Here is a 21683-nt window from a genome sequence, read left to right as displayed (position 1 = left end):
CTGGCCATTTTCCAGATTAGCCCAGCGGGCCGGCGCGAGGCGAAAAGATCTTGAACAGGCTCTTAAGCCAAGGCGGGCTAGAATGGAAGACCGTGTTTGCAGATCCGGTTTGCCCCATGCCCTTGAAACGCCTTACTACGCCAGCCATCAAGACTGAAGCCGCCGCGCTCTGGCAATTGGCCTGGCCCATGCTGATAGGCCAGTTGGCTACCGTTGGCATGGCCGTGGCCGATGTGGCCATGGCTGGCCATGCCAGTGCCGAGGATCTGGCGGCAGTGTCGCTGGGTGCCTCGGTCTGGTCCATCATCATCGTGACCCTGATGGGGGTCATGATGTCGGTCAATCCTACCGTGGCCCATCACGTGGGGGCGGAAGAGCATCACCTGATACCGCATGTGGTGCGGCAGGCGCTGTGGAAAGCCTTGGGTGTGGGCGTGGTGGCCTTGCTGGCAGCCCAGGCTTCGGCCTTGATTTTCGATGTGATGCAGCTGGATCCTGCGGTGCGCGACATGGCCAAGGCTTTTGTGCAGGTGACCAGCTTTGCCCTGCCTGCCTTCGCCTGCTACCGCGTGCTGTATGGCTACAGCGCCAGTCTTAACGAGACCAAGCCCATGATGGTGATTGCCCTGTTGGCACTGGGCATCAATATCCTGCTTAACTGGCTGCTGATCTACGGCAAGTTTGGCCTGCCCAGATTGGGCGGCGTGGGGTGTGCCTGGGCCACGCTGGTTTGCGTCTGGTTTAACCTGCTGGCGCTGCTGTGGTGGATGAAACGGTCGCCGGTCTATCGGCAGACTTGGCCGTTTACCCGCTACGAGGCGCCGCACGGGCCGGAGATACGCAAACTGTTGCAGATAGGCTTGCCCATAGGCGTGACCTATTTTGCCGAGTCCAGCGCCTTTGGCCTTATCGCCCTGCTGGTGGCCGAGTTCGGTGCTGCCGAGGTGGCAGCGCACCAGATTGCCCTGAACTTTTCATCGCTGGTGTTCATGGTGCCGCTGAGTCTGAGCGTGGCCTTGATCACCCGCATAGGCCACGCCCTGGGCGAAGGCGATCCGGCCGCGGCGCGCTTCAGGGCCTGGGTGGGGGTAGGGGTGTCGCTGGCCTTTGCCATGGTTTCGGCCACCTTTATTGCCCTGTTCAACCACCAGATTGCGGCTGCCTACACCAGCGATGCCGCCGTGGCGGCGACGGCAGCCCATTTGCTGATCTTTGCCGCGCTGTTCCAGCTGTCCGATGCCACCCAGGTATCGACCAGTTCAGCTATCCGGGGCTACAAGGTGACCCGCCCGCCCATGGTCATTCACATGGCGGCCTTCTGGGGTTTCTCGTTGCCGCTGGGCTGCATACTTGGCTTGGCACCAGACTGGCTGCCGTGGCAGCAGGAGCCGATGGCAGCGCAAGGCTTCTGGATATCGCTGGTGGTGGGGCTGACCGTGGCTGCGCTGGGATTGACCTGGTTCCTGGATCGATTGTCGCGACGCCGCCTGTTACGGCATGCGCCATAGCAAAACAAAAGGCCCGTGAGGGCCTTTTGTTTTGGGGGATGCAGCAAGCCCGGAACCATCAATACATGGTCATGACCAGATGGCTGCCCAATACCTTGCCACTTTCGTCGACGGCCACCATGCTGAAGCCATTGCCGATGTCGCGCACCAGCAGCTTGTCGCCTTTTTCCAGGCCGCCGTAGTCGTGGGTAGACTTGGCGCGGCTATCAGATGAGGCACCCACGCTGCCTATGCCAGTGCTGATGGACCAGGAGGTCTTGAGTGTGTTGTAACCGCTGGTAAGGGCGGCGGTATCGCCCGCCATCACCACCGATGCCTTGGACGTGCTGTGCTCGTAGTAGGTACCGGTGTTGGAGGCGCAGCCGAAGCTGCCCGTGCGGCGTGCACCTTTGTCGAAGATGGCGGTGTTGCTGCCGTTGACCTGCTTGATCAGCAGAAAGTCTTCGGTATCCAGATTGCCGCCTACTTCAACCAGATCGTGGTGTTTGAAACCATAGTCACCATAGGTGCTGACAAAGCCATAGCCCTTGTTAGGGTCGAAGTTGGCTACGGTCTGACCCTTCAGATAGGGGTTGTCGGCCTGCAGTGCCGTCTTGGCCCACACCACGGTGAAGTTGGTCCAGACATTGGTGACAGTCCAGTCGGACAGTGACTTGGTGGCAACATCGCTGAGGCCACCATATTCAACGCCGTCCACCACCCGGGTAGAAGCCTGGATGTGCTCAGAGAACGTGTCGGAAAGCTGGTAGACCTGCTTGCTGCAACGACTTTGCGAGGCCAGGGTCAGGGTGGCTGGGTCATAGACAAAGCTCAGGCTGACCGGGTCCCACTTGAAGCGCAGGCTGTAATTACCGTAGCCGGGGACGTGGAGATTGTTGACCTGCAGGCTGTCCTTGCCGGCAAACTGCACTGCAGCGCCGGTACTGTCGATGGCGATGTCGGCAGCCGCAGTCAGGCTGGTGGCCAGGCAAAGTACAGCGGTTATCTTGTTGAACTGCATACGGCATCCTCCTTATTAGATGAGGCACGTATCTTAGCCTTATGTCGTCATCATTGGAGGCGTATTGGAGTGTGAATATGACACTTAACTGGCGCAAGCAACAAAGCCGTTTGTGGCTACATTGATGCGGTTTTCAGCCTGTGGATAAGTTACTGGGGTGGCGGCATGGACCTCCCTTGCCGCCACGACTTTCCATCAGTCTGTCAGTCCCTGGAACAGGGCGGTCGACAGATAACGTTCGCCAAAGGACGGGATGATCACCACAATCAGCTTGCCGGCATGCTCTGGTCTGGCGGCCACCTGCAGGGCGGCCCAGACGGCGGCGCCGGAGCTGATGCCCACCAGCAGGCCTTCTTCAGTGGCCATGCGCCGGGCGGTGGCAAAGGCATGCTCGTTGGCCACGCGGATGACTTCGTCGTAGCTGCTGGTATTGAGTACGGCCGGTACAAAACCTGCGCCTATGCCCTGTATGGGGTGGGGGCCCTTGGCGCCGCCGCTCAATACCGGGCTGGCATCCGGTTCCACTGCAATGGCCTTGAAGCCGGGCTTGCGGCCCTTGATGACCTCGGCCACGCCAGTAATGGTGCCTCCGGTGCCCACGCCCGATACCAGGATATCGACCTGGCCATCCGTATCGTTCCAGATTTCCTCAGCCGTGGTTTCGCGATGGATCTTGGGGTTGGCAGGGTTTTCGAACTGCTGTGGCATATACCAGCCATTGCTTTCGGCCAACTCCCTGGCCTTGTTGACGGCACCGGTCATGCCCTCTGGCCCCGGTGTCAGCACCAGCTCGGCACCATAGCCACGCAGCAGGGCACGCCGCTCCTTGGACATGGTTTCGGGCATGGTCAGCACACAGCGGTAGCCCCGGGCCGCGCACACCATGGCCAGGCCTATGCCAGTGTTGCCCGAGGTAGGCTCCACCAGCGTGGCGCCCGGCTTGAGTGCGCCGCTGGCCTCGGCGGCGTTGACCATGCTGACGGCGATACGGTCCTTCACACTGTGTGAGGGATTGAAGAACTCCAGTTTGGCGACCACACGTGCCCCCAAGCCCTGGGTGACACGGTTGAGCTGCACCAGCGGGGTGTGGCCTATCAGTTGGGTAATATCGTGGGCAATGCGCATGGAGGACTCCTGTAGGGGTAAGTGGCGGCCACTTGATGATCGGGCGGGCGCCTGCCTGGTGCGTGATTTTAGGCCAGCGACCGGGCAGGGATACAATAAGCTTGCAAGCCAGTTGGCGTGCTTGGGGAGGAATGCGCTTGCGTGTTGTTTCCCATGGCTGCGCTGTAGATGGATATGCCAGTTGTATCAATGCTTTACTGCTGCCTGGGGGCAGCACTTGCCTGAATGAGAAGCACCATGAAGATATATACCGTGGGTGGCGCAGTGCGCGACCAGATGCTGGGTTTACCGGTCAAGGATCGCGATTACGTGGTCGTAGGCGCCACCCCTGACGAGATGCTGGCGCAGGGCTACAAGCCGGTGGGCAAGGATTTCCCGGTGTTTCTGCATCCCACGAGCCATGCCGAGTACGCGTTGGCCCGCACCGAACGCAAGTCCGGCCACGGCTACAAGGGCTTTACCGTGTATGCCGCAGCCGATGTGACGCTGGAGGATGACCTGGCCCGGCGCGACCTGACCATCAACGCCATGGCCGAGGACGAGGATGGCGAACTGGTGGACCCCTATGGCGGCCAGGATGACCTGGCCCGCAGGCTGCTTAGGCATGTGGGGCCGGCTTTTGTGGAGGACCCGGTACGGATACTGCGGCTGGCCCGCTTTGCGGCGCGCTTCGGTTTTGAAGTGGCACCCGAGACCATGAAGCTGTGCCGCGAGATGGTTACCATGGGCGAAGTGGATCATCTGGTGCCTGAGCGGGTGTGGGCCGAGATGGCCAAGGGCCTGATGGAGGCGCAGCCATCGCGGATGCTGATGGTGTTGCGTGAGTGCGGTGCATTGGCCAGGCTGATGCCAGCACTGGACGCCTTGTTTGGCGTACCCCAGCCTGCCCAGTGGCACCCAGAGATCGATACCGGCGACCATGCCATGCGGGTGCTGGACTACGCTGCCAGCCAGGGCTGGCCGCTGGATACTCGCTATGCCGCCCTTTGCCACGATCTGGGCAAGGGCACGACGCCCGAGGCGGAATGGCCCCGCCATATCGGGCATGAGGAGCGGGGAGTGGCACTGGTGGAGCAGCTGTCGGAACGCCTGCGCGCACCCAATGATTGCCGGGATCTGGCTTTGATGGTGTGCCGCGAGCATGGCCTGGTGCACAAGGCCCAAGAGCTGCGCCCCGCCACCGTGATGGAACTGCTGGCCCGTTGCGACGCCTTACGCAAACCGGAGCGCTTTGTCCGTATGCTGGATGCTTGCGTGGCAGATGCCCGTGGCCGACCCACCTTCGAGACGGCAGCCTACCCCCAGCATGCCTACCTGCTGGCTTGCCGCGATGCCGCCGCCGCTGTGGATGCAGGCGCTTTGGCGGCAGCCACCGAGGACAAGGCGCAGATACCCGAGGTGGTACGACAGGCGCGTATTGCCGCCATAGCCGAACTGCGAAAAGCGGCCGAGGCAGCTTGAAGGCGAGCGGCACCGCCTGAATGAAAACGTATGGGAGAGGGAGGAAAAGACGATGAAGCTGCTGGCGGTTTGGGTAATCAATGCGCTTAGCCTGTTGCTGGTGGCGTATCTGCTGCCCGGCATCAAGGTAGACAGTTTCCTGTCGGCACTCTGGATTGCGCTGGTACTAGGGCTGGTCAACCTGCTGATACGGCCGGTACTGCTTTTGCTGACGCTGCCGGTCAACTTTCTGACCCTGGGCTTGTTCACTCTGGTGATCAACGGTTTTTGCTTCTGGCTGGTGGCCGAGGTGCTGAAGAGTTTCGCCGTCAGCAGCTTTGCCATGGCCATAGTCGGCGCTGTGGTGTACAGCGTGTTCTGCTGGCTGGCAACGCGGCTGTTCTTAGAGAAGGACTGACAGCATGCCCGTGCTGACCATCAGCAGTCTGCCGGTCGAGGCCGATATCCCCGGCATCCTGGCCGAGCTGAACCAGGAACTGGCTGCCGTGTTTCAATGCGAGCCACAGCATGTCTGGTCCTGCTGGCATGTGCTGCAGCCGGGCCATTACGCGGTCGGTGGGCAGGTGGCGCAGTCGCAGCCAGTGGATAGCCATTCTCCGCTGGTGCGGCTGCTGGCCTTCGAGGGCCGGCCTGCCGAGACCAGGGAGGCCGCCATGCGGCTGACCGCCGCATGCTTGGAGCGCGCGTTGTCGCTGGCGCCCGGCAATGTCTTTGTCGAGTATGTCGAAGGCCGTGCCGGCTATATCCTCGATGGTGGCAACATCGTCGAGCACCGTTGATCCTCGCGGGAACCACCATGCCACTCCATCGCCTACCCGCCACGCTGATGCGGGGTGGCACCTCCAAGGGGGTGTTCATTCGTGCGGATGCCTTGCCTGCCGATATCACACTGCGCGACCGCCTGCTCAGCCGGTTGATAGGTAGCCCCGACCCCTATAGCCGGCAGATCGATGGCCTGGGAACCGGAATATCGTCCACCAGCAAGGTGGCGCTGATCAGTACCTCTCGCCAGCCAGGTTGTGATGTGGACTATCTGTTCGGCCACATCGCAGTGGAGGGTGGGGAGATAGACTGGTCGGGTAGTTGCGGCAACCTGTCGGCCGCTGTCGCGCCGTTTGCCTTGCTGGAGGGGCTGGTGGCGGGGCCGCATGATGGCGTGGCCACGGTACGCATCTGGCAGGTCAACACCGGCAAGGTGATCGTGGCCGAGGTGGCCATGCGAGATGGCCTGCCATGCCAGGAGGGGGAATTCGGCATGGATGGCGTTGCCTTTGCCGGGGCGCCGCAGCAATTGGTGTTTCTGGACCCGGCCGGCGGGGCATCGGGCGCTTTGTTTCCCACTGGCCGTCGCATCGACAAGCTGAGCTTGCACCCGCAGCGCGAGATCGACGCCACGCTCATCGACGCCGGCAACCCCCTGGTGATACTGCGGGCTGCCGATTTGGGGCTGACCGGCCTGGAGCAGCCGCAGGACGTCAACACCGATGCCAGCCTGCTGGCGCAGCTGGAGTCGCTGCGCGCCCAGGCTGCCGTGGCCATGGGGCTGGCGGCAACACCTGCCCAGGCCAGCCGTGAACGGCCCAGCAATCCCAAGCTGTGCTGGATCGCCCCGCCGGCCGGGTTTACCGCCGTCGATGGCAGGGTGTTTGAGGCCGGCCAGCTGGATCTGCTGGCTCGTATTGTTTCCATGGGCAAGCTGCACCACGGCTTCACCGGCACCGGCACCATAGCGCTGGCGGCGGCAGCGGCCTTGCCCGGCACGCTGGTCAGTGCATTGCTGGGCCAGCCCTTGATATCTCGCTCCTTATGTTTCGGTCACCCCAGTGGGGTGAACCAGATAGTCACCGTGCTGGACGGTGAACAGGTGGTGGCCTCCCGCCTGACCCGCAGTGCTCGCGTATTGATGCGCGGCGAGGCCTGGGTGCCACTGGCTGATTGAACTGGATGCCTATATGACTGCTGCAAACCCCTTGTTTTATCTGCATACCCCGAATAACGGCGAACGCTGGCAAGCCTTGTTTGCGGCCGAGCTACCTGATTTCGATGTTGTTGCGGCGCCTGCCGAGGTCGACCCGGCCCGCGTACAGTACCTTGCCACCTGGCGACCACCCGAAGGTCTCTTTGGCCGCTTTGCCAACTTGCGCGCCGTGTTCGCCTTGGGGGCGGGCATAGACCGCTTTCTGCAGCGCAGCGACCTGGCTCCTGGGGTGGCGCTGGTGCGGTTGACCGATGCCGGCATGGCACAGCAGATGTGCGAATACGTGCTGGCCGGGGTGTTGCGCTACCAGCGTGACCTGGATTGCTATGCCCGCCAGCAGGCGGATGCACAATGGCAACCACTACCGGGCAGGGCCGCAGCCGACCTGCGTGTGACGGTGCTGGGCCTGGGCGAGATAGGTGGTGCAGTCGCCCGTACCCTGGCCTTGCTGGGCTATGCGGTGGCCGGTTGGAGCCGCAGCCCGCGCGAGCTGGCAGGTGTGCGCTGCCTGCATGGCTGGGACACCCTGCCCACCCTGCTGGCCGCAACCGATGTGCTGGTCAATCTGCTGCCTAACACCCCCGAAACCCATGGTCTGCTCAACCATGAGCGCCTGGCCGGCTTACCCAAGGGTGCTGCCCTGATCAATGCCGGGCGCGGCGAGCAGCTGGAAGAATCGGCGCTGCTGGCCTTGCTCGATGCAGGCCATCTGCGAGGGGCACAACTTGATGTATTGGGTCAGGAGCCACCCGGCAAGGAACACCCGTTCTGGCACCACCCGGCTATCGTGCTGACGCCGCATATTGCGGCTGCCACGCTGCCTGGCCCGTCGGCCCGCCAGGTGGCCGGCAAGTTACGCGCACTGTTGCGTGGTGAGACAGTGCCCGGTCTGGTGGATCGCGAGCGCGCATACTGAGCGTCTGCTACGGACTTCAGTCAGGGCTGGGCGGTGAGGGCTGGGTGGGCGCCAAGTTAACCTTGGCGCTCCACACGCAAAAAAAAGGGGCGCACAAGGCGCCCCGAGCAGGGAGTTACAGAGAAATCAATCGGTGTATCAGTTGCTTACAACGGGTGCGGTGTCAGGCGGGGCCGTGACGGCGCTGAGCATCAGTTGGCCATCCTCTACCGGGATACGGTTGCTGGTGGGCGGCTGCGCCATCCGGATCACCGCCAGTTTGTCGTCCAGGCGGTATTGCACGTCGTAGCCGCGCAGCTTGTCTTCGGTACGCAGCACGGTCTTGCAGCGTTGCTCGCTATGGCTGACGCGGTCTTTTTCCTGCATGTTCTTCTGTATGCGATTACCGGCGTAGCCACCGCCCAGCACGCCGATCACGGTGGCGGCTTTCTTGCCATTGCCTCCGCCTACCTGGCTGCCCAGCGCACCACCCAGCACACCGCCGATGACGGTGCCGGCAATTCGATGTTCATCCTTGACCTTGGCCTGGCGGCTGACCTGCACCTGCTGGCAAACCTGCACGGGCACCTTGACGGTCTCGTGTACCGCAGCGACCTGGACGACGTCAGCGTAATCCGGGCCCTTGATTGCCTGGTAGCCGGCTGCGGCGCCCAGTGACAGCGCAGTGGTGCCGCCGATGACTATCCCGGTGAGCATGGACTTGTTCATCCCGCATTGCTCCATCACATTGGCTGATAGGGGGCATTGTGACCATGGCTGGCTGAATGCAAGCTGAACTGATTATGACAAATGAAACAAGGCGATAGGGATATCGCCTTGTATTGATTGAGATTGCTTGAGATCTACGTTGTGGGCTGGGTTGTTATCCACAGGGTGGCCGCAGCGGGCCTCAGGCAAGTACCTGTCGCGGGCAAAGGCAAGGTTTAACGCTTGCGCCCACCGACGATGGAGCCCAGCACACCACGCAGTATCTGCCTGCCGACCTCGTTCGCCATGGTGCGTGCCATGCTCTTGGCCGCGCTCTGAACTACCCCATCATGCTGGCCGCCACGCGGGCCGGTACGGCCAAACAGGAAAGCGCCCAGCCCATCCAGCAGGCCACCGCCCTCTGCTTCGGCAGGTGCAGCCTGGCCGGTCGACCCGGCCTTGGCCGCAGCGGCACCATCCTTGCTGCCGCGTAGCTTCTCGTAGGCCGATTCCCTGTCCTCAGCAGCTTCATAATGGCCAGCCAGTACCGAGTTGGCGATCAGGGCCTGGCGCTCTGCCGGGCTCAGTGGGCCGAGCCTGCAGGCCGGCGGCACCACGAAGGCGCGCTCGACCACATTGGGGCTGCCTTTGGCGTCCAGGAACGACACCAGCGCCTCGCCCACACCCAGTTCCATGATGGCCGCTTCGGCATTGAAGGCTGGGTTGGCACGTAGGGTTTCTGCGGCCACCTTGACGGCCTTCTGGTCGCGCGGGGTAAAGGCACGCAAGGCGTGCTGCACCCGGTTGCCCAGCTGACCCAGCACGGTCTCGGGTATGTCCAGCGGGTTCTGAGTGACAAAGTACACGCCCACCCCCTTGGAGCGTATCAACCTGACCACCTGTTCCACCTTCTCGACCAGGGCGGGCGGTGCATCGCTGAATAGCAGGTGAGCCTCGTCGAAAAAGAATACCAGCTTGGGTTTATCGAGATCGCCGGCCTCTGGCAGCTGCTCGAACAGTTCGGACAGCAGCCACAGCAGGAAGGTGGAATACAGCTTGGGCGCATTGGTGAGCTTATCGGCAGCCAGGATGTTGACGACACCATGACCCTGGCCATCGGTCTGCATCAGGTCGGCGATATCGAGCATGGGCTCACCAAAGAACTTGTCGCCGCCCTGGGTCTCCAGTGTCAGCAAGCCGCGCTGGATGGCCCCAACGCTGGCGGCCGAGATATTGCCGTATTCGGTGGTGAACTGTTTGGCGTTCTCGCCCACGTACTGCACCATGGCACGCAGGTCTTTCAGATCTATCAGCAGCAGGCTGTTGTCGTCGGCAATCTTGAAAATCAGCTGCAGCACACCGGCTTGCACCTCGTTGAGGTTGAGCAGGCGGCCCAGCAGCAACGGCCCCATGTCCGAAATGGTGGCGCGCACCGGGTGGCCGGCCTCGCCATAGACGTCCCACAACATGGCAGGGCAGGCGGCATAGTCCAGCTGCATTTCCAGCTGCGCCAGCCGGGCTGACAGCTTGGGGTTGTCGCTGCCGGCGGCGGCAATACCCGCTAGATCACCCTTCACATCGGCCATGAATACCGGCACACCTGCCCGCGAGAATCCCTCTGCCATGCGCTGCAGGGTCACCGTCTTGCCGGTCCCGGTGGCGCCGGTAATCAGGCCATGGCGGTTGGCCAGGGCGGGCAGTATCTCAATGGGCGTGGGGCCGGCTTTGGCGATCAGCAGGGCTGCAGTCATGGGATGTCCTGTAGAAAAGTATGGGCAGGGGGCAAGCATGCCCGCTTGGGCAATTACACTACCATGCCACCCCGACGGCAAGCCACGCCGATGGCCTGTGCTGGCGTTTGCGACGCTGGTGCGAAAAAATCATGAACAGGCTCTAAACTGCAAGGCAACTGCCCCAGCATGCCGAGGTTGTATTGCTATGACCGGTCGTTACCTGCCACGCGTTGACACCAGGGCAACGGTGCACAGTCTGTGCCTGCTCGCAGGCCTGTTGCTGGCGGCCATGCCAGCCCTTGCTGCGGATGAGCCTTGCAAGCAGTTGCTGATCTCGGGCAACCCCGAATACCCACCCTATCTGTGGCGCGACCCGGCTGACGAGAGCCGCCTGATAGGCGCCAACGCCGAAATGATGCAGCTGCTGAGCAAGGAAATTGGCGTGCCGGTTAGCGTCAAATATGCCGGCCCCTGGGGCCGTGTGCAGGAGGAAACCCGTCACGGCAAGGTGGACATGATCGCCGGCGCCTTCTTTACCCTGCCCAGGCTGGAGTACATGGACTACTTTCAGCCGCCCATCGCCACCACCCGCACTGTGATCTGGACCCAGGACACCAAGGGTATCAAGTACCGCAAGTGGTCGGACCTGAGCCGGCTCAAGGGTATTACCGTCATCAACAACAGCTTTGGCGAAGCCTTCGATACCTATGCCAAGAAGCACCTGGATATCTACAAGGTAGCCAGCGTGGAGAGCGCACTCAAGATGCTGGGGCTGGGGCGGGCCGATTACGTCATCTACGAGGAAGCCCCCGGGCTTGCCTATGCCGCCAAGCTGGGGGTGCGCGGGCTCAAGGCGGCGACTGTGCCCATCACCAATGAAGATCTTTTCCTGACCCTGTCGCATAAATCGGTCTGCAATACCGGCGAGATGCGCGGGCGCATTGCGCGCGCCATGCATAAGCTGGCACAGGACAAGGTGATGGAGGAACTGCTGGCGCGCAATATCCAGTTGTGGCGCAAGCAGGCGGACTAGCGAGCCGCTGCTGGCGAGACGAAATCAGGGCAATAGTCCGCACCAGCTTGAGTTGCCAGGGGGAATGCAGTCCAAGCACTGTGCCGCTCTTCAGCTAGCGACCTTCGCCAAACAACGCTGGTATCGCCAATCCACACGCTTGGCAAACCACTCGGTGGTCAGCTTGCGGCTGATTTTGGGGCTCGATAGCCGTATCTGCGGTGCGATGGCGCGTGGCAGGGGCTTGCTGGCAGCAGTGTCCGCCAGGGCAAATAGGCGCTGGTAGAGAGGGCTCTGGCCGAAGTTGTTGGTTTTTTCCAGCAGCAGGTCGCGCTCTATCTCGGCTGGGCTGAGTTTGAGCTTGCCGGCCAGGGGGCGGATGGCTTCCAGCGTGCTGCTGGGCTGTTTGCTGGGGCGGCCAGCGCTGTAGCGCAGCAGGTCGCCGTCCAGGTCTATCTTACGCTTGCTGAGCTTGGCGACGGCTGCCTGGAAAGCCGCATTACGGCTGGAATAGCGGCCGGCGTTATAGTCGGCGAAACGGAAGAACAAGGTATCGTAAGGCACCTGGTAGTGCAGCAGGTTGGCAATGCCGAAGTAGATGCCGCCACGGCGGGTAAATACTTCGCGCCGCATACTTTCCCTGACCGGGTAAGGATAAGGCCAGGCGCGGGCGTGGCTGGTGGCAAAGTCGATGCTGACCTGCATGGGGCCGCCGGTGCGTACCGGATTCTGGCTGCTGAGCGAGACGCCGAAACTCTCGGCTTCGGCCGACATTTCCTCGTACAGTAGATTCATCTCGCGCTCGGTGCGGAGTTTGTCTATGCGACTGCGAAAACTCTGGCCGTTGCTGGATTTGACCTTGAGTGCGGCGGTCACCAGGGGCATGGGTATGCCTTTTTCGTCGGCCTTCAGTTCTATCTGCTTCCACACCATCTTGCCCAGGCCGGGCACCACCGGGTCGGCCTCCCAGCTGGATTCCTGCTCGATGACCGAGGTGGCGGCGCAGAAATACTCGGCGGTATAGGGTATGCGCAGGGCTTCGAAGGCGGCAAAGATATCGTTGCTCCAGCCGGCCCTGTCCTTGATCTTGTCCGGCATCAGCCGGTTCAGCAGGGCGCGGCCCTGCTTGGGGTTGCTCCAGGCTGGTGCCGTGGCGGCTGGCGCGGTGGGTGCCACCACATCGGGCCTTGCCGGCGGCGGTGGCGGTGTAGGTGGGGCCTGCGCAATGGCTGGCTCGTTGCTGACAGCCGGCTGTGCTGCCACGACGGGGGCCGGCGCTTGCTGCGGATCGAGGGTGCTGGCGCAGGCGGCCAGCAAGAGGCTGGACAGCAGGGCGGTATAGAGACGCAAAGTGGACACGTTGGCTACTAGCTAAAGATATATGCAGGCGCATCCTACGATATGCCAGCGTCGACGGCGAGCCTGCGTACAATAGCGGTATGTCACTACCCCCTCCTTACGAAACCCTGACTCCTGATTGCCTGCTGACGGCGGTGGAGAATCTGGGCCTGCCTGCCAGTGGCAGCCTGCTGGCACTCAATAGCTATGAGAACCGTGTCTACCAGCTGGGCATGGACGATGCGCCGCCGCTGGTGGTGAAGTTCTACCGACCAGCCCGCTGGACCGACGCCCAGATCATCGAAGAGCATGACTTCGTGGCAGCGCTGGCGGCCGAGGAGATTCCGGTAGTGGCGCCCATGCAGATCAATGGGCAGACCCTGCACCATCACGCGGGTTTTCGCTTTGCTGTGTTTCCCCGCCGTGGTGGCCGTACGCCAGAGCTGGATGATTCGGCCGTGCTCGAGTGGATAGGCCGGTTCATGGGGCGTATCCACGCCATGGGCGCGACCCGGCCTTTTACAAGCCGGCCGACAGTGGATGTCGCCAGCTTTGGTGATGAATCCGTGGCTTGGTTGCTGGCCAGCGATTTCATTCCGCAAGACTTGCGCGAGGATTACCAGGCGCTGACCCGCCAGGCGCTGGATGGCGTGCGCCGCTGTTACGATAGAGCTGGGGCAGTGGCAAGCCTGCGCCTGCATGGCGATTGCCACGCCGGCAATATCCTTTGGACCGACGCCGGCCCGCATTTTGTCGACTTTGACGACGCCCGCATGGGCCCGGCCATACAGGATCTCTGGATGTTGCTGTCGGGCGAGAGACAGGATCAAGTCAGGCAACTGGCCGACGTACTGGCGGGTTATGAAGACTTTTGTGACTTCAACCAGCGCGAGCTGCATCTGATAGAGGCACTGCGTACCTTGCGCCTGCTGCACTACAGTGCCTGGCTGGCCCGCCGCTGGGACGACCCGGCCTTTCCTGCGGCCTTTCCCTGGTTTGGCACGGCGCACTACTGGAGCCAGCGCATGCTGGAGTTGCGCGAACAGGTAGCGCAGATGGAAGAACCGCCGCTATGGCCTGTTTGAACGATGGGCTTGATGTTTGAACATCCGGCGCCACTTACTGGCTAGCTGACTCTTACCCACCCACCGGAGCCTTGCCGTGAGCCTGTCCATGTACCAAGCGTCTATCCCCGTCTTTATCCGCATGCTGGGCAACCTGTCTGCGATACTGGACAAGGGGGCCAAGCACGCAGAAGCAAAGCAGTTCGACCCCAGTGTCCTGGTCAACAGCCGCCTGGCACCCGATATGTTCCCGCTGGCGAGACAGATACAGATCGCCACTGATGGCGCCAAGGGCTGTGCGGCGCGCCTGGCCGGCATCGATATTCCGGTGTTCGAAGACACCGAGACCACCATAGATGAGCTGCAGGCGCGGATAGCCAAGACCGTGGCCTTTTTGCAAAGCGTCAGCGCAGCGCAGATCGATGGCACTGAGGAAAAGCTGGTTACCCTCAAGCTGCGTGGCCGTGAGGCGCAGTTTGCCGGGCAGGCCTATCTGCTGAACTTCGTGCTGCCCAATTTCTATTTTCACGTCACCACCACCTACGCCATCCTGCGCCATAACGGCGTAGATATCGGTAAGCCAGACTACCTGGGATCGTACTGACAAATAGCAGGCTGGGCACCCTCCGGTACCCAGCCTGCGTGGACTGCCGCCTGCGGGAACGACAGAGCCGGGGCGGGGCCAGCGCCGGACCTTCCCAGTGATCGTCATTGCTACCGTTTCCAGATGTAGCCGGTTTTGGCATAGTCGCGGCCATGCTAAAACATATCAACCAGTTGGCTGAATCCCACGGGCAGCTACAAAAGGGCCGTGGCCTGGTATCCGGTGTCGTGGCCCTGTGCTTGGGCATACTGTGTTTCCTGGGCGTGCTGGCCTTCCACTTTCCTGCCTACCTCACCACCCCCGAGCTACGCCAGAACTACGATGTGGCCACCATACGGCAGATCATGTTCTGGGCCATGGTGGTAGCAGGCGGGATATCGCTGGCCAACATCGTGTTGGGCCGGGTGCGCTGGCTTTCTGCCTGGGCCTTTGGCTTTGTGGTTCTCACCGCCTTGCTGGGTGGTCACAAGGTACCGGTCAGGGACTTTGCCGACCACACGCCCTATATCGGTCTGGACTGGTTCATTCTCGATCTGCTGGGCTCCAGCCTGATCTTCATCTTTATCGAGAAGCTGTTCCCGTTGCGGCGCGACCAGCCAGTGTTCCGGCCTGAGTGGCAGACGGATTTTCACCATTTCATCGTTAACCACATGGTGGTGGGCTTTGTGCTGCTGGCCACCAACTTGCTGGTACACAAGCTGTTTGGCTGGGCTACCTTCAGCACGGTACAGGATGCCGTCAAGGATCTGCCCTTCGTGGTCGAGCTGTTCCTGATCGTGCTGGTGGCCGATCTGATGCAGTACTGGACCCACCGCGCCTATCATGAAGTCCCCTGGCTCTGGCGCCTGCATGCGGTACACCACAGCGTCAAAAGCATGGACTGGCTGGCGGGATCGCGCCAGCACATACTGGAGCTGCTGATCACCCGTACGCTGGTGCTGGGCCCCATCTTTGTGCTGGGCTTCAGCAAGGAGGTCATCGACGCCTATATCGTCATCGTGGGCTTCCAGGCGGTGTTCAACCACGCCAATGTCAGTGTGCGGCTGGGGCCGCTGCGCTATCTGATCGTCACGCCCAACTTCCACCACTGGCATCACAGTCAGGATCAGGAAGCGCTGGATCGCAACTATGCAGCGCATTTTGCCTTTATCGACTACCTGTTCGGCACGGCGGTCAAGAGCGACCGGCCTTGGCCCAGCGAGTATGGTGTGCTCGGAGATTACGTACCCAACGGCTTCTGGCAGCAGTTCAAGTTTCCCTTTACCTGGAAAGGTTGAGCGCCTTATATCAGCTCAAGCCATTCGTGAATGGGCGAGATGCAGCAGGCGCCAGGGCGCCCTTAGACAGCAGGCACTTCCCTGATTGAGCGCCCCCCCTTCCTTGGTGCCGCCTGTACTGCCAGAGGTTATTGGCACCAAGCGACCTATCCGGCTGTATGGCCTTTCACCCTCTATGCTTCAGCCAGACAGGTTGGCTAGGCTGGCATATGGCACAAAATCTCAAGCGTTCCTGGTGGCAGCGTTTCTGGCGGGGAATTGCGCCCGGCATCCTGATGTCCTGCTGCTTTGTCTTGCTGGGGCTGGCTGCATTGGGGGTGTCGTTCTATCCCATAGTCCAGCATCTACGCGCCCAGCACTGGCAACCCGTACCCGGGGTCTTGCAGGCGCTCGACTACATCAAGGCCGAGGGCAGAACCGGCAGGGCAGATCTATATCGGCTGGAAGGTAGCTACCGCTATCGCTGGCAAGGGCGGGAATATGGTGGCAGCCGTATCAGCTTCAGCCTGGTCAGCGACAATCTGGATGACGGGTTTCGCGAGCGCATTGCTGCGCGCCTGGGGCCGGCAGGCAGCCCCATCACCGTACTGGTCAATCCTGCGCGGCCCACTGAATCTGTTGTCATAGCCGACATACGCTGGCTGGAGTTTGGCCTGACCTTGCTGGGGGCCGCCATGTTCGGCCTACCGGGAGCCGTATTGCTGCGTGCGATGCTGCGCAAGGGGCCGGTCAGGGTGCTGCCGCCGGGGCAGGTATCGTGGCCTCTGGTACTGGGTTTGTTGGCGACGGCACCGCTATGGTTGCTGCTTGCCTGGCTGCTCTGGCGGGATGATCACCCCGTTTGGGCATTGGTATGCACCTTGCCGGTGATGCTGGCATTGAATGGGCTTAGAGTCGGCTTGCACCGTTGAACACTACCGCTACGCGACGGAACTAGGCGAGGGGTGCCGCGATCCACTACCATCCCCTCCTCCTACTGCCTATCGCATCTCATGCTGACTACGCTAGCCATCTCCAACTATCGCTCCCTGCGCAACCTGGTGTTGCCGCTGGGGCCGTTGAATGTGATCACCGGCGCCAATGGCAGCGGCAAATCCAGCATCTATCGTGCCCTGCGCCTGTTGGCCGAAACAGCACAGGGGCGTGTGATACCGGCATTGGCGCGGGAAGGTGGTTTGCAATCGACCTTGTGGGCTGGGCCGGAGACCATTACCCGTGCCATGCGGCAGGGGGATCAGGCCATAGAGGGGACGGTGCGCAAGGATCCCATCCGGTTGCGGTTGGGCTTTGCCGGTGAGAACCTGGGCTACTTGATAGAGCTGGGTCTGCCCATACCGCGCGAGACCGCCTTCGGGCTGGACCCTGAAATCAAGAGCGAGCAGATCTGGACCGGGCCGTTTCTGAGGCGGGTGTCGCAGTGGGTGGACAGGCAGGGGGCCTTGGTCCGGTCCAAGGATGAATCCGGCAACTGGCAGGTCATCAGCACCCAGCTCTCCAGCTTCGACAGCATGCTGATGCAGCTGGCCGACCCACGCCATGCGCCTGAAATGCTGCAATTGCGGGAGCAGGTGCGGGGCTGGCGCTTCTATGACCATTTTCGTACCGATGCCGATGCACCGGCGCGGATTCCGCAGATAGGGACGCATACCCCGGTCCTGAGTGATGATGGCCGCGATCTGGCAGCGGCCATGCAGACCATATTGGAGATCGGAGATGCCGAGGGTCTGGCGCAAGCAGTGGATGATGCTTTTCCCGGCGCAACCATCTCGGTGGGCAATCACGACAGCCGATTCGAGCTGAACATGCAGCAGTATGGCCTGCTGCGGCCCTTGCGCATGGCCGAGTTATCAGATGGCACCCTGCGTTATCTACTGTGGGTGGCGGCGCTGCTGACGCCCAGACCGCCAGCGCTGCTGGTGCTCAACGAGCCTGAATCCAGCTTGCATCCCGACCTACTGCCCGCGCTGGGACGGCTGATTGCCAAGGCGGCCAAGCACTCGCAGATCATCGTGGTCACGCATGCCAGCCGCCTGATCGCCACCTTGGAGCGGCAGGCTGGCTGCCAGTCCATTGCCCTGGAGAAGTCACTGGGCGAAACCCAGGTGTGTGGCCTGCATGAACTGGAACGGCCGCCCTGGCAATGGGCGGCCAAGTAGGTGGAGCACCTGAGGAGAGGCCGGTTTGCCTGCTGTCCGTACAGCCGGCAAACCAGGCGGCCTATCAAGCCTTGGCAGGTTTGAGCAAACCCTGGCAGACAGCTTTTTGCGGGTCCTTGCCTGGCAGTTTGCCGCAGACCCCTTCCAGCTGCGCCAATACCCGTTTGGCACTGGCCTGGTGGGCTTGATCCTTGTTCCAGGCATGGATCTTACCGACCAGTTTCTCCAGTGAGCGCCGGTTGCGCTCATAGAAGGCGTTCTTGGTGCCGGCTACCTCGGTCAGGATGTTGGTGGCGGCTTTTTCTATCCGCACTTCGTCCTGGGGAGCCAGTTCGACCAGGCCGCTGACGTAGCTGACACCCCATTGCAGCCGTGTAGCGGGGCCTTCTGAGGCGTTGTAGGCCTTTTCATACCAATCCACCGCCGTGGCCTTGTCTCCACGCTTCTTGGCATTGCTGGCCAAGCTGAGCATGAAGTAATAGGGTGAGTGTGAACGTTTGAGTTCGGCGTTCAGCAGCTTGTCCGAGTCATCGAGCAGACCGGCGCTGCTCAGGGTATAGGCCGCAGTGTTGATAACCGCCTGGCGCTCATAGCCATTGGTGGTGCCGGCATCGGCCTGGGCTACGCGCTTCTTTACCTCGCTTAGCAGTGGCTCGGGCAGGTTGCCCTTGGGGCTAAGCAGGCGCGCCAGCGCAACCTGGGCCGTCACGGCGCCCAGCTTGTCATTGGCCGACAGGCTGGCATCGCCGGCCAGGCTTTGCAGCGACTTGTTCCAGCTGGCCACGAGTGTGGCTTGCTCGGGCGTGCCGCTTGCCGTGAGCAGCTCAATGATCTCGCCTGCGTAGTTCACCAGCACATCAAAGTTGGCGCGCGACTGCTTGGGGTCGGCCAATACCTTGTTCAGCGCCAGCAGCGCGGCTGCCTTGTCGATAGGTGGGGCCTTCTCGGCGTTGGCGGCTGCCGCCAGGGCCTTGAGCTGCAGGCGGGCGGCAGTGGGGCCTTCACTGGCAGGGACGGATTGGGCCAATTTGAGCAAGGTGGCGGGCAATTTGTCTTCTGCGATCAGCTGCGCCTGGTCAGTATCCCAGGAGTAATCGGCCAGCAGCTTCCAGTCATCGCTGCCCAGCTTGCTCCCTTTGAGCGCTGCGGCCAGGGTCTGCTTGACCGGACGTGCATTGCCCAGGGCCATCTCCAGGGTATTCAGATACCGTTCGAAGTCCACTTCGCCTGGCAGACGGGTGATCTCGGTGCCGTCAGGCTTGAACAGTATCATGGTGGGGTAGCCGCGAACCTTGTACTGCGCACCCAGCTTTTGCGCCCCGGGCTGGTCGCCATCAAGGTAGACCGGGATGAACTGACGGGTGCGATCGATAAAGGCCTGCTGGTTGAAGATGGTGGCCTTGACCTGATTGCAAGGCGGGCACCATACCGCACCCCAGTACAGAAACAGCGGCTTGCCGGTAGCACGGGCCTGGGCAAAGGCGGCGGCGACATCACCCTGCTGCCAGGCGATGCCGGGAGGCAGCTTGTGATCGGCGTTGGCGGGCGGTGTGGCGGCATAGGCACTGCTGCCAGCGATCAACAGGGCAGCGATCAGGGTGAGGCGGCGCTTCATGGGCGTCCTTATGCAGAATGGTGTGATGCAATCCTACCGATGTTTCCACCTGGAATAAACGCTACGCCGTGCCTGTGGCTGATTCGTGGGCTGCAAGTCACACCTTGGCGGCATGAGTGGGCTCAATGGGCGATGGCCGGCGAGCGGGGGTAGAGGTGGGTCTCAATCAAGGGAGTGCCGCTGCTTGAGCTTGCCCATACGGTAAGCACCCGGGTTTCCCGGGGGCCTGTACCAAGGGTATCGGCGCTGTACCGCTTGTGATTTCATCGCAGGCGCCCTCGAGCGTATTGAGGCTCCCCGCTGGCGGGCGGGGGTAGGGGTGGGGCTCAATCAAGGGAGTGCCGCTGCTTGAGCTTGCCCATACGGTTAGTACCCGGGTTTCCCGGGGGGGCTGTACCAAGGGTAGTGACCCTGTAGCGCTTGTGAGTTCATCGCAGGCGCCCTCGAGCGTAGCGAGGTTCCCCGCAGGCGGGCGGGGGTAGGGGTGGGTCTCAATCAAGGGAGTGCCGCTGCTTGAGCTGCCTCATAAGGTAAGCGCCCAGGTTTCCCGGGGGGCTGAACCAAGGGTAACGGCGCTGTACCGCTTGTGATTTCATCGCAGGCGCCCTCGAGCGTATTGAGGCTCCCCGCTGGCGGGCGGGGGTAGGGGTGGGGCTCAATCAAGGGAGTGCCGCTGCTTGAGGTTGCCCATACGGTTAGTACCCGGGTTTCCCAGGGGGCCCTGTACTAAGGATATTGAACCTATACCGCTTGTGAGTTCATCGCAGGCGCCCTCGAGCGTAGCGAGGTTCCCCGCCGGCGGGCGGGGGTAGGGGTGGGGCTCAATCAAGGGAGTGCCGCTGCTTGAGCTTGCCCATACGGTAAGCACCCGGGTTTCCCGGGGGCCTGTACCAAGGGTAGTGAACCTGTACTGCGTGTAAGTCCCACAAGGCACTCAAACAACAGCCAGCCCATCGTCGTCCTCTGGCGCCTGCTCTGCCACCAGGCTCAGGTGATCCAGCCCATCGGTGACCTTGCCACCGTCGTTGGCCTTGCTCTCCAGCTTGATCTTGAGCCGGAGCTCGTTGACGGAATCGGCATTGCGCAAGGCCTCTTCCATGGTGATCTTGCCGTTCTCATACAGATCGAAGAGGGCCTGGTCGAAGGTCTGCATACCCAATTCCTTGGACTTGGCCATGACGGCCTTGATACCGCCTACGTCGCCCTTGAAGATCAGGTCGGCCACCAGGGGGGTGTTGAGCATGATCTCGATGGCCGCCACCCGACCCTTGCCATCGCGGGTGGGAATCAGCCGCTGCGAGACAAAGCCCTTCATGTTCAGCGACAAATCCATATACAGCTGCGGGTGCCTCTCCTCCGGGAAGAAGTTGATGATGCGCTCTATGGCCTGATTGGAGGAGTTGGCATGCAGCGTGCCCATGGCCAGGTGGCCGGTTTCGGCAAAGGCCATGGCGTATTCCATGGTTTCGCGGTCACGTATCTCACCGATCAGGATGACATCAGGCGCTTGTCGCAAGGTGTTCTTGAGCGCAGCGAACCAGCCCTTGGTATCGCGCCCCACCTCGCGGTGGGTGATCAGGGAGTTCTTGGCCTTGTGCACATACTCGACCGGATCCTCGATGGTGATGATGTGGCCGAAACTGTTCTCATTGCGATAGTCGATCATGGCGGCGAGGGTGGTGGACTTGCCAGAGCCGGTACCGCCTATCAGCAGTATCAGGCCACGCTTGGACATCATCACGTCCTTGAGTATGGGGGGCAGCCCCATCTCGTCGAAGTTCGGTATCTTGGTAGTGATGGTCCGTAGCACCATGCCCACCTGTTCCTGTTGCACAAACACATTGACCCGGAAGCGGCCGATATCGGGCGGCGCAATGGCAAAGTTGCATTCCTGCTCGCGCTCGAATTCGCTGCGCTGCGCCTCATTCATGATGGCGTAGGCCAGGGCGCGGCTATGCACACCAGTGAGCTTCTGGCCGCCGACTGGGGTCATCTTGCCGTTGATCTTCATGGCGGGCGGAAAGTCGTCCGAGATGAACAGGTCGGAGGCGTTCTTGGTCAGCATGGCCCGCAGCAGGTCGTGCATGTATTTGTGGGCGAGTTCAGGGGTCATGGCATAGCCTCGGGCCGGCGCAAGCGTTAGGGCAGGTGGGGAATCTCGGTGCATGGTTGTTGCCGTGCGGCCAAGGTTCCGGAATGGCCGCATCCA

19 protein-coding genes are annotated in these 21683 nt (G+C 61.8%); 12 read left to right on the top strand and 7 right to left on the bottom strand.

Annotated elements, in window-relative coordinates; translation table 11 throughout:
• Window positions 1-116: 116 nt before the first annotated feature.
• Complete coding sequence (locus tag QQK16_RS00765) at window positions 117-1508, top strand: MATE family efflux transporter (protein WP_284194519.1); 1392 nt, start codon at window positions 117-119, stop codon at window positions 1506-1508.
• Between the two features lie 58 nt (window positions 1509-1566).
• Here QQK16_RS00765 and QQK16_RS00760 read toward each other — a convergent pair whose 3' ends face one another.
• Together QQK16_RS00760 and cysK are read right to left on the bottom strand one after the other, a co-directional pair.
• Complete coding sequence (locus QQK16_RS00760) at window positions 1567-2508, bottom strand: hypothetical protein (RefSeq protein ID WP_284194518.1); 942 nt, start codon at window positions 2506-2508, stop codon at window positions 1567-1569.
• A 195-nt stretch (window positions 2509-2703) separates the two neighbouring features.
• The gene (cysK, locus tag QQK16_RS00755; protein ID WP_284194517.1) at window positions 2704-3633 is read right to left on the bottom strand and encodes a cysteine synthase A; all 930 of its coding nucleotides are present in this window, start codon (window positions 3631-3633) and stop codon (window positions 2704-2706) included.
• A gap of 237 nt (window positions 3634-3870) precedes the next feature.
• On the opposite strand from cysK, the gene QQK16_RS00750 reads away from it, so the two are divergent.
• From QQK16_RS00750 to QQK16_RS00730, 5 genes are read left to right on the top strand one after another with little or no spacing between them, the layout of a single operon-like run.
• Window positions 3871-5094: a multifunctional CCA addition/repair protein gene (locus QQK16_RS00750; protein ID WP_284194516.1), complete on the top strand. Its 1224-nt coding sequence runs from the start codon at window positions 3871-3873 to the stop codon at window positions 5092-5094.
• Between the two features lie 52 nt (window positions 5095-5146).
• Entirely contained in the window at window positions 5147-5491 is a 345-nt protein-coding gene (locus QQK16_RS00745; protein ID WP_284194515.1) for a phage holin family protein, read from the top strand.
• A 4-nt stretch (window positions 5492-5495) separates the two neighbouring features.
• Complete coding sequence (locus tag QQK16_RS00740; protein WP_284194514.1) at window positions 5496-5873, top strand: hypothetical protein; 378 nt, start codon at window positions 5496-5498, stop codon at window positions 5871-5873.
• Between the two features lie 17 nt (window positions 5874-5890).
• A complete protein-coding gene (locus tag QQK16_RS00735) occupies window positions 5891-7033 on the top strand; it encodes a 2-methylaconitate cis-trans isomerase PrpF family protein (RefSeq protein ID WP_284194513.1) in 1143 nt (380 codons plus the stop codon).
• A gap of 13 nt (window positions 7034-7046) precedes the next feature.
• The gene (locus tag QQK16_RS00730; protein WP_284194512.1) at window positions 7047-7988 is read left to right on the top strand and encodes a 2-hydroxyacid dehydrogenase; all 942 of its coding nucleotides are present in this window, start codon (window positions 7047-7049) and stop codon (window positions 7986-7988) included.
• A 138-nt stretch (window positions 7989-8126) separates the two neighbouring features.
• Here QQK16_RS00730 and QQK16_RS00725 read toward each other — a convergent pair whose 3' ends face one another.
• Window positions 8127-8696: a glycine zipper 2TM domain-containing protein gene (locus QQK16_RS00725; RefSeq protein WP_284194511.1), complete on the bottom strand. Its 570-nt coding sequence runs from the start codon at window positions 8694-8696 to the stop codon at window positions 8127-8129.
• 215 nt (window positions 8697-8911) lie between these two features.
• The gene (locus QQK16_RS00720) at window positions 8912-10426 is read right to left on the bottom strand and encodes a helicase HerA-like domain-containing protein (RefSeq protein WP_284194510.1); all 1515 of its coding nucleotides are present in this window, start codon (window positions 10424-10426) and stop codon (window positions 8912-8914) included.
• 187 nt (window positions 10427-10613) lie between these two features.
• On the opposite strand from QQK16_RS00720, the gene QQK16_RS00715 reads away from it, so the two are divergent.
• The gene (locus tag QQK16_RS00715; RefSeq protein ID WP_284194509.1) at window positions 10614-11441 is read left to right on the top strand and encodes a substrate-binding periplasmic protein; all 828 of its coding nucleotides are present in this window, start codon (window positions 10614-10616) and stop codon (window positions 11439-11441) included.
• Between the two features lie 90 nt (window positions 11442-11531).
• On the opposite strand, the gene QQK16_RS00710 is transcribed toward QQK16_RS00715, so the two are convergent.
• A complete protein-coding gene (locus tag QQK16_RS00710) occupies window positions 11532-12779 on the bottom strand; it encodes a DUF1615 domain-containing protein (RefSeq protein ID WP_284194508.1) in 1248 nt (415 codons plus the stop codon).
• Window positions 12780-12859: 80 nt separating this feature from the next.
• Here QQK16_RS00710 and QQK16_RS00705 point away from each other — a divergent pair, with 80 nt between their 5' ends.
• From QQK16_RS00705 to QQK16_RS00685, 5 genes are all read left to right on the top strand, one after another.
• Window positions 12860-13843 (top strand): serine/threonine protein kinase, encoded by a 984-nt coding sequence (locus QQK16_RS00705; protein WP_284194507.1) that lies wholly within the window; start codon window positions 12860-12862, stop codon window positions 13841-13843.
• Between the two features lie 76 nt (window positions 13844-13919).
• Entirely contained in the window at window positions 13920-14426 is a 507-nt protein-coding gene (locus tag QQK16_RS00700) for a DUF1993 domain-containing protein (RefSeq protein ID WP_284194506.1), read from the top strand.
• 152 nt (window positions 14427-14578) lie between these two features.
• A complete protein-coding gene (locus QQK16_RS00695) occupies window positions 14579-15703 on the top strand; it encodes a sterol desaturase family protein (RefSeq protein WP_284194505.1) in 1125 nt (374 codons plus the stop codon).
• Between the two features lie 209 nt (window positions 15704-15912).
• Window positions 15913-16614: a DUF3592 domain-containing protein gene (locus QQK16_RS00690; RefSeq protein WP_284194504.1), complete on the top strand. Its 702-nt coding sequence runs from the start codon at window positions 15913-15915 to the stop codon at window positions 16612-16614.
• An 81-nt stretch (window positions 16615-16695) separates the two neighbouring features.
• Window positions 16696-17859 carry an AAA family ATPase gene (locus QQK16_RS00685; protein ID WP_284194503.1) on the top strand — a complete coding sequence of 388 codons (1164 nt, stop codon included), beginning with the start codon at window positions 16696-16698 and terminating at the stop codon, window positions 17857-17859.
• A 64-nt stretch (window positions 17860-17923) separates the two neighbouring features.
• Here the strand turns inward: QQK16_RS00685 and QQK16_RS00680 are convergent, their stop codons facing one another.
• Window positions 17924-19474, bottom strand: coding sequence for a thioredoxin family protein (locus QQK16_RS00680; protein ID WP_284194502.1), 1551 nt, complete (start codon window positions 19472-19474; stop codon window positions 17924-17926).
• Between the two features lie 934 nt (window positions 19475-20408).
• Window positions 20409-21587 carry a PilT/PilU family type 4a pilus ATPase gene (locus tag QQK16_RS00675; protein WP_284194501.1) on the bottom strand — a complete coding sequence of 393 codons (1179 nt, stop codon included), beginning with the start codon at window positions 21585-21587 and terminating at the stop codon, window positions 20409-20411.
• Window positions 21588-21683: the final 96 nt, after the last annotated feature.

It is taken from the genome of Chitinimonas prasina (assembly GCF_030160395.1).
GTDB lineage: Bacteria > Pseudomonadota > Gammaproteobacteria > Burkholderiales > Chitinimonadaceae > Chitinimonas > Chitinimonas prasina.
This window is presented reverse-complemented; position numbering and strand designations above follow the sequence as displayed.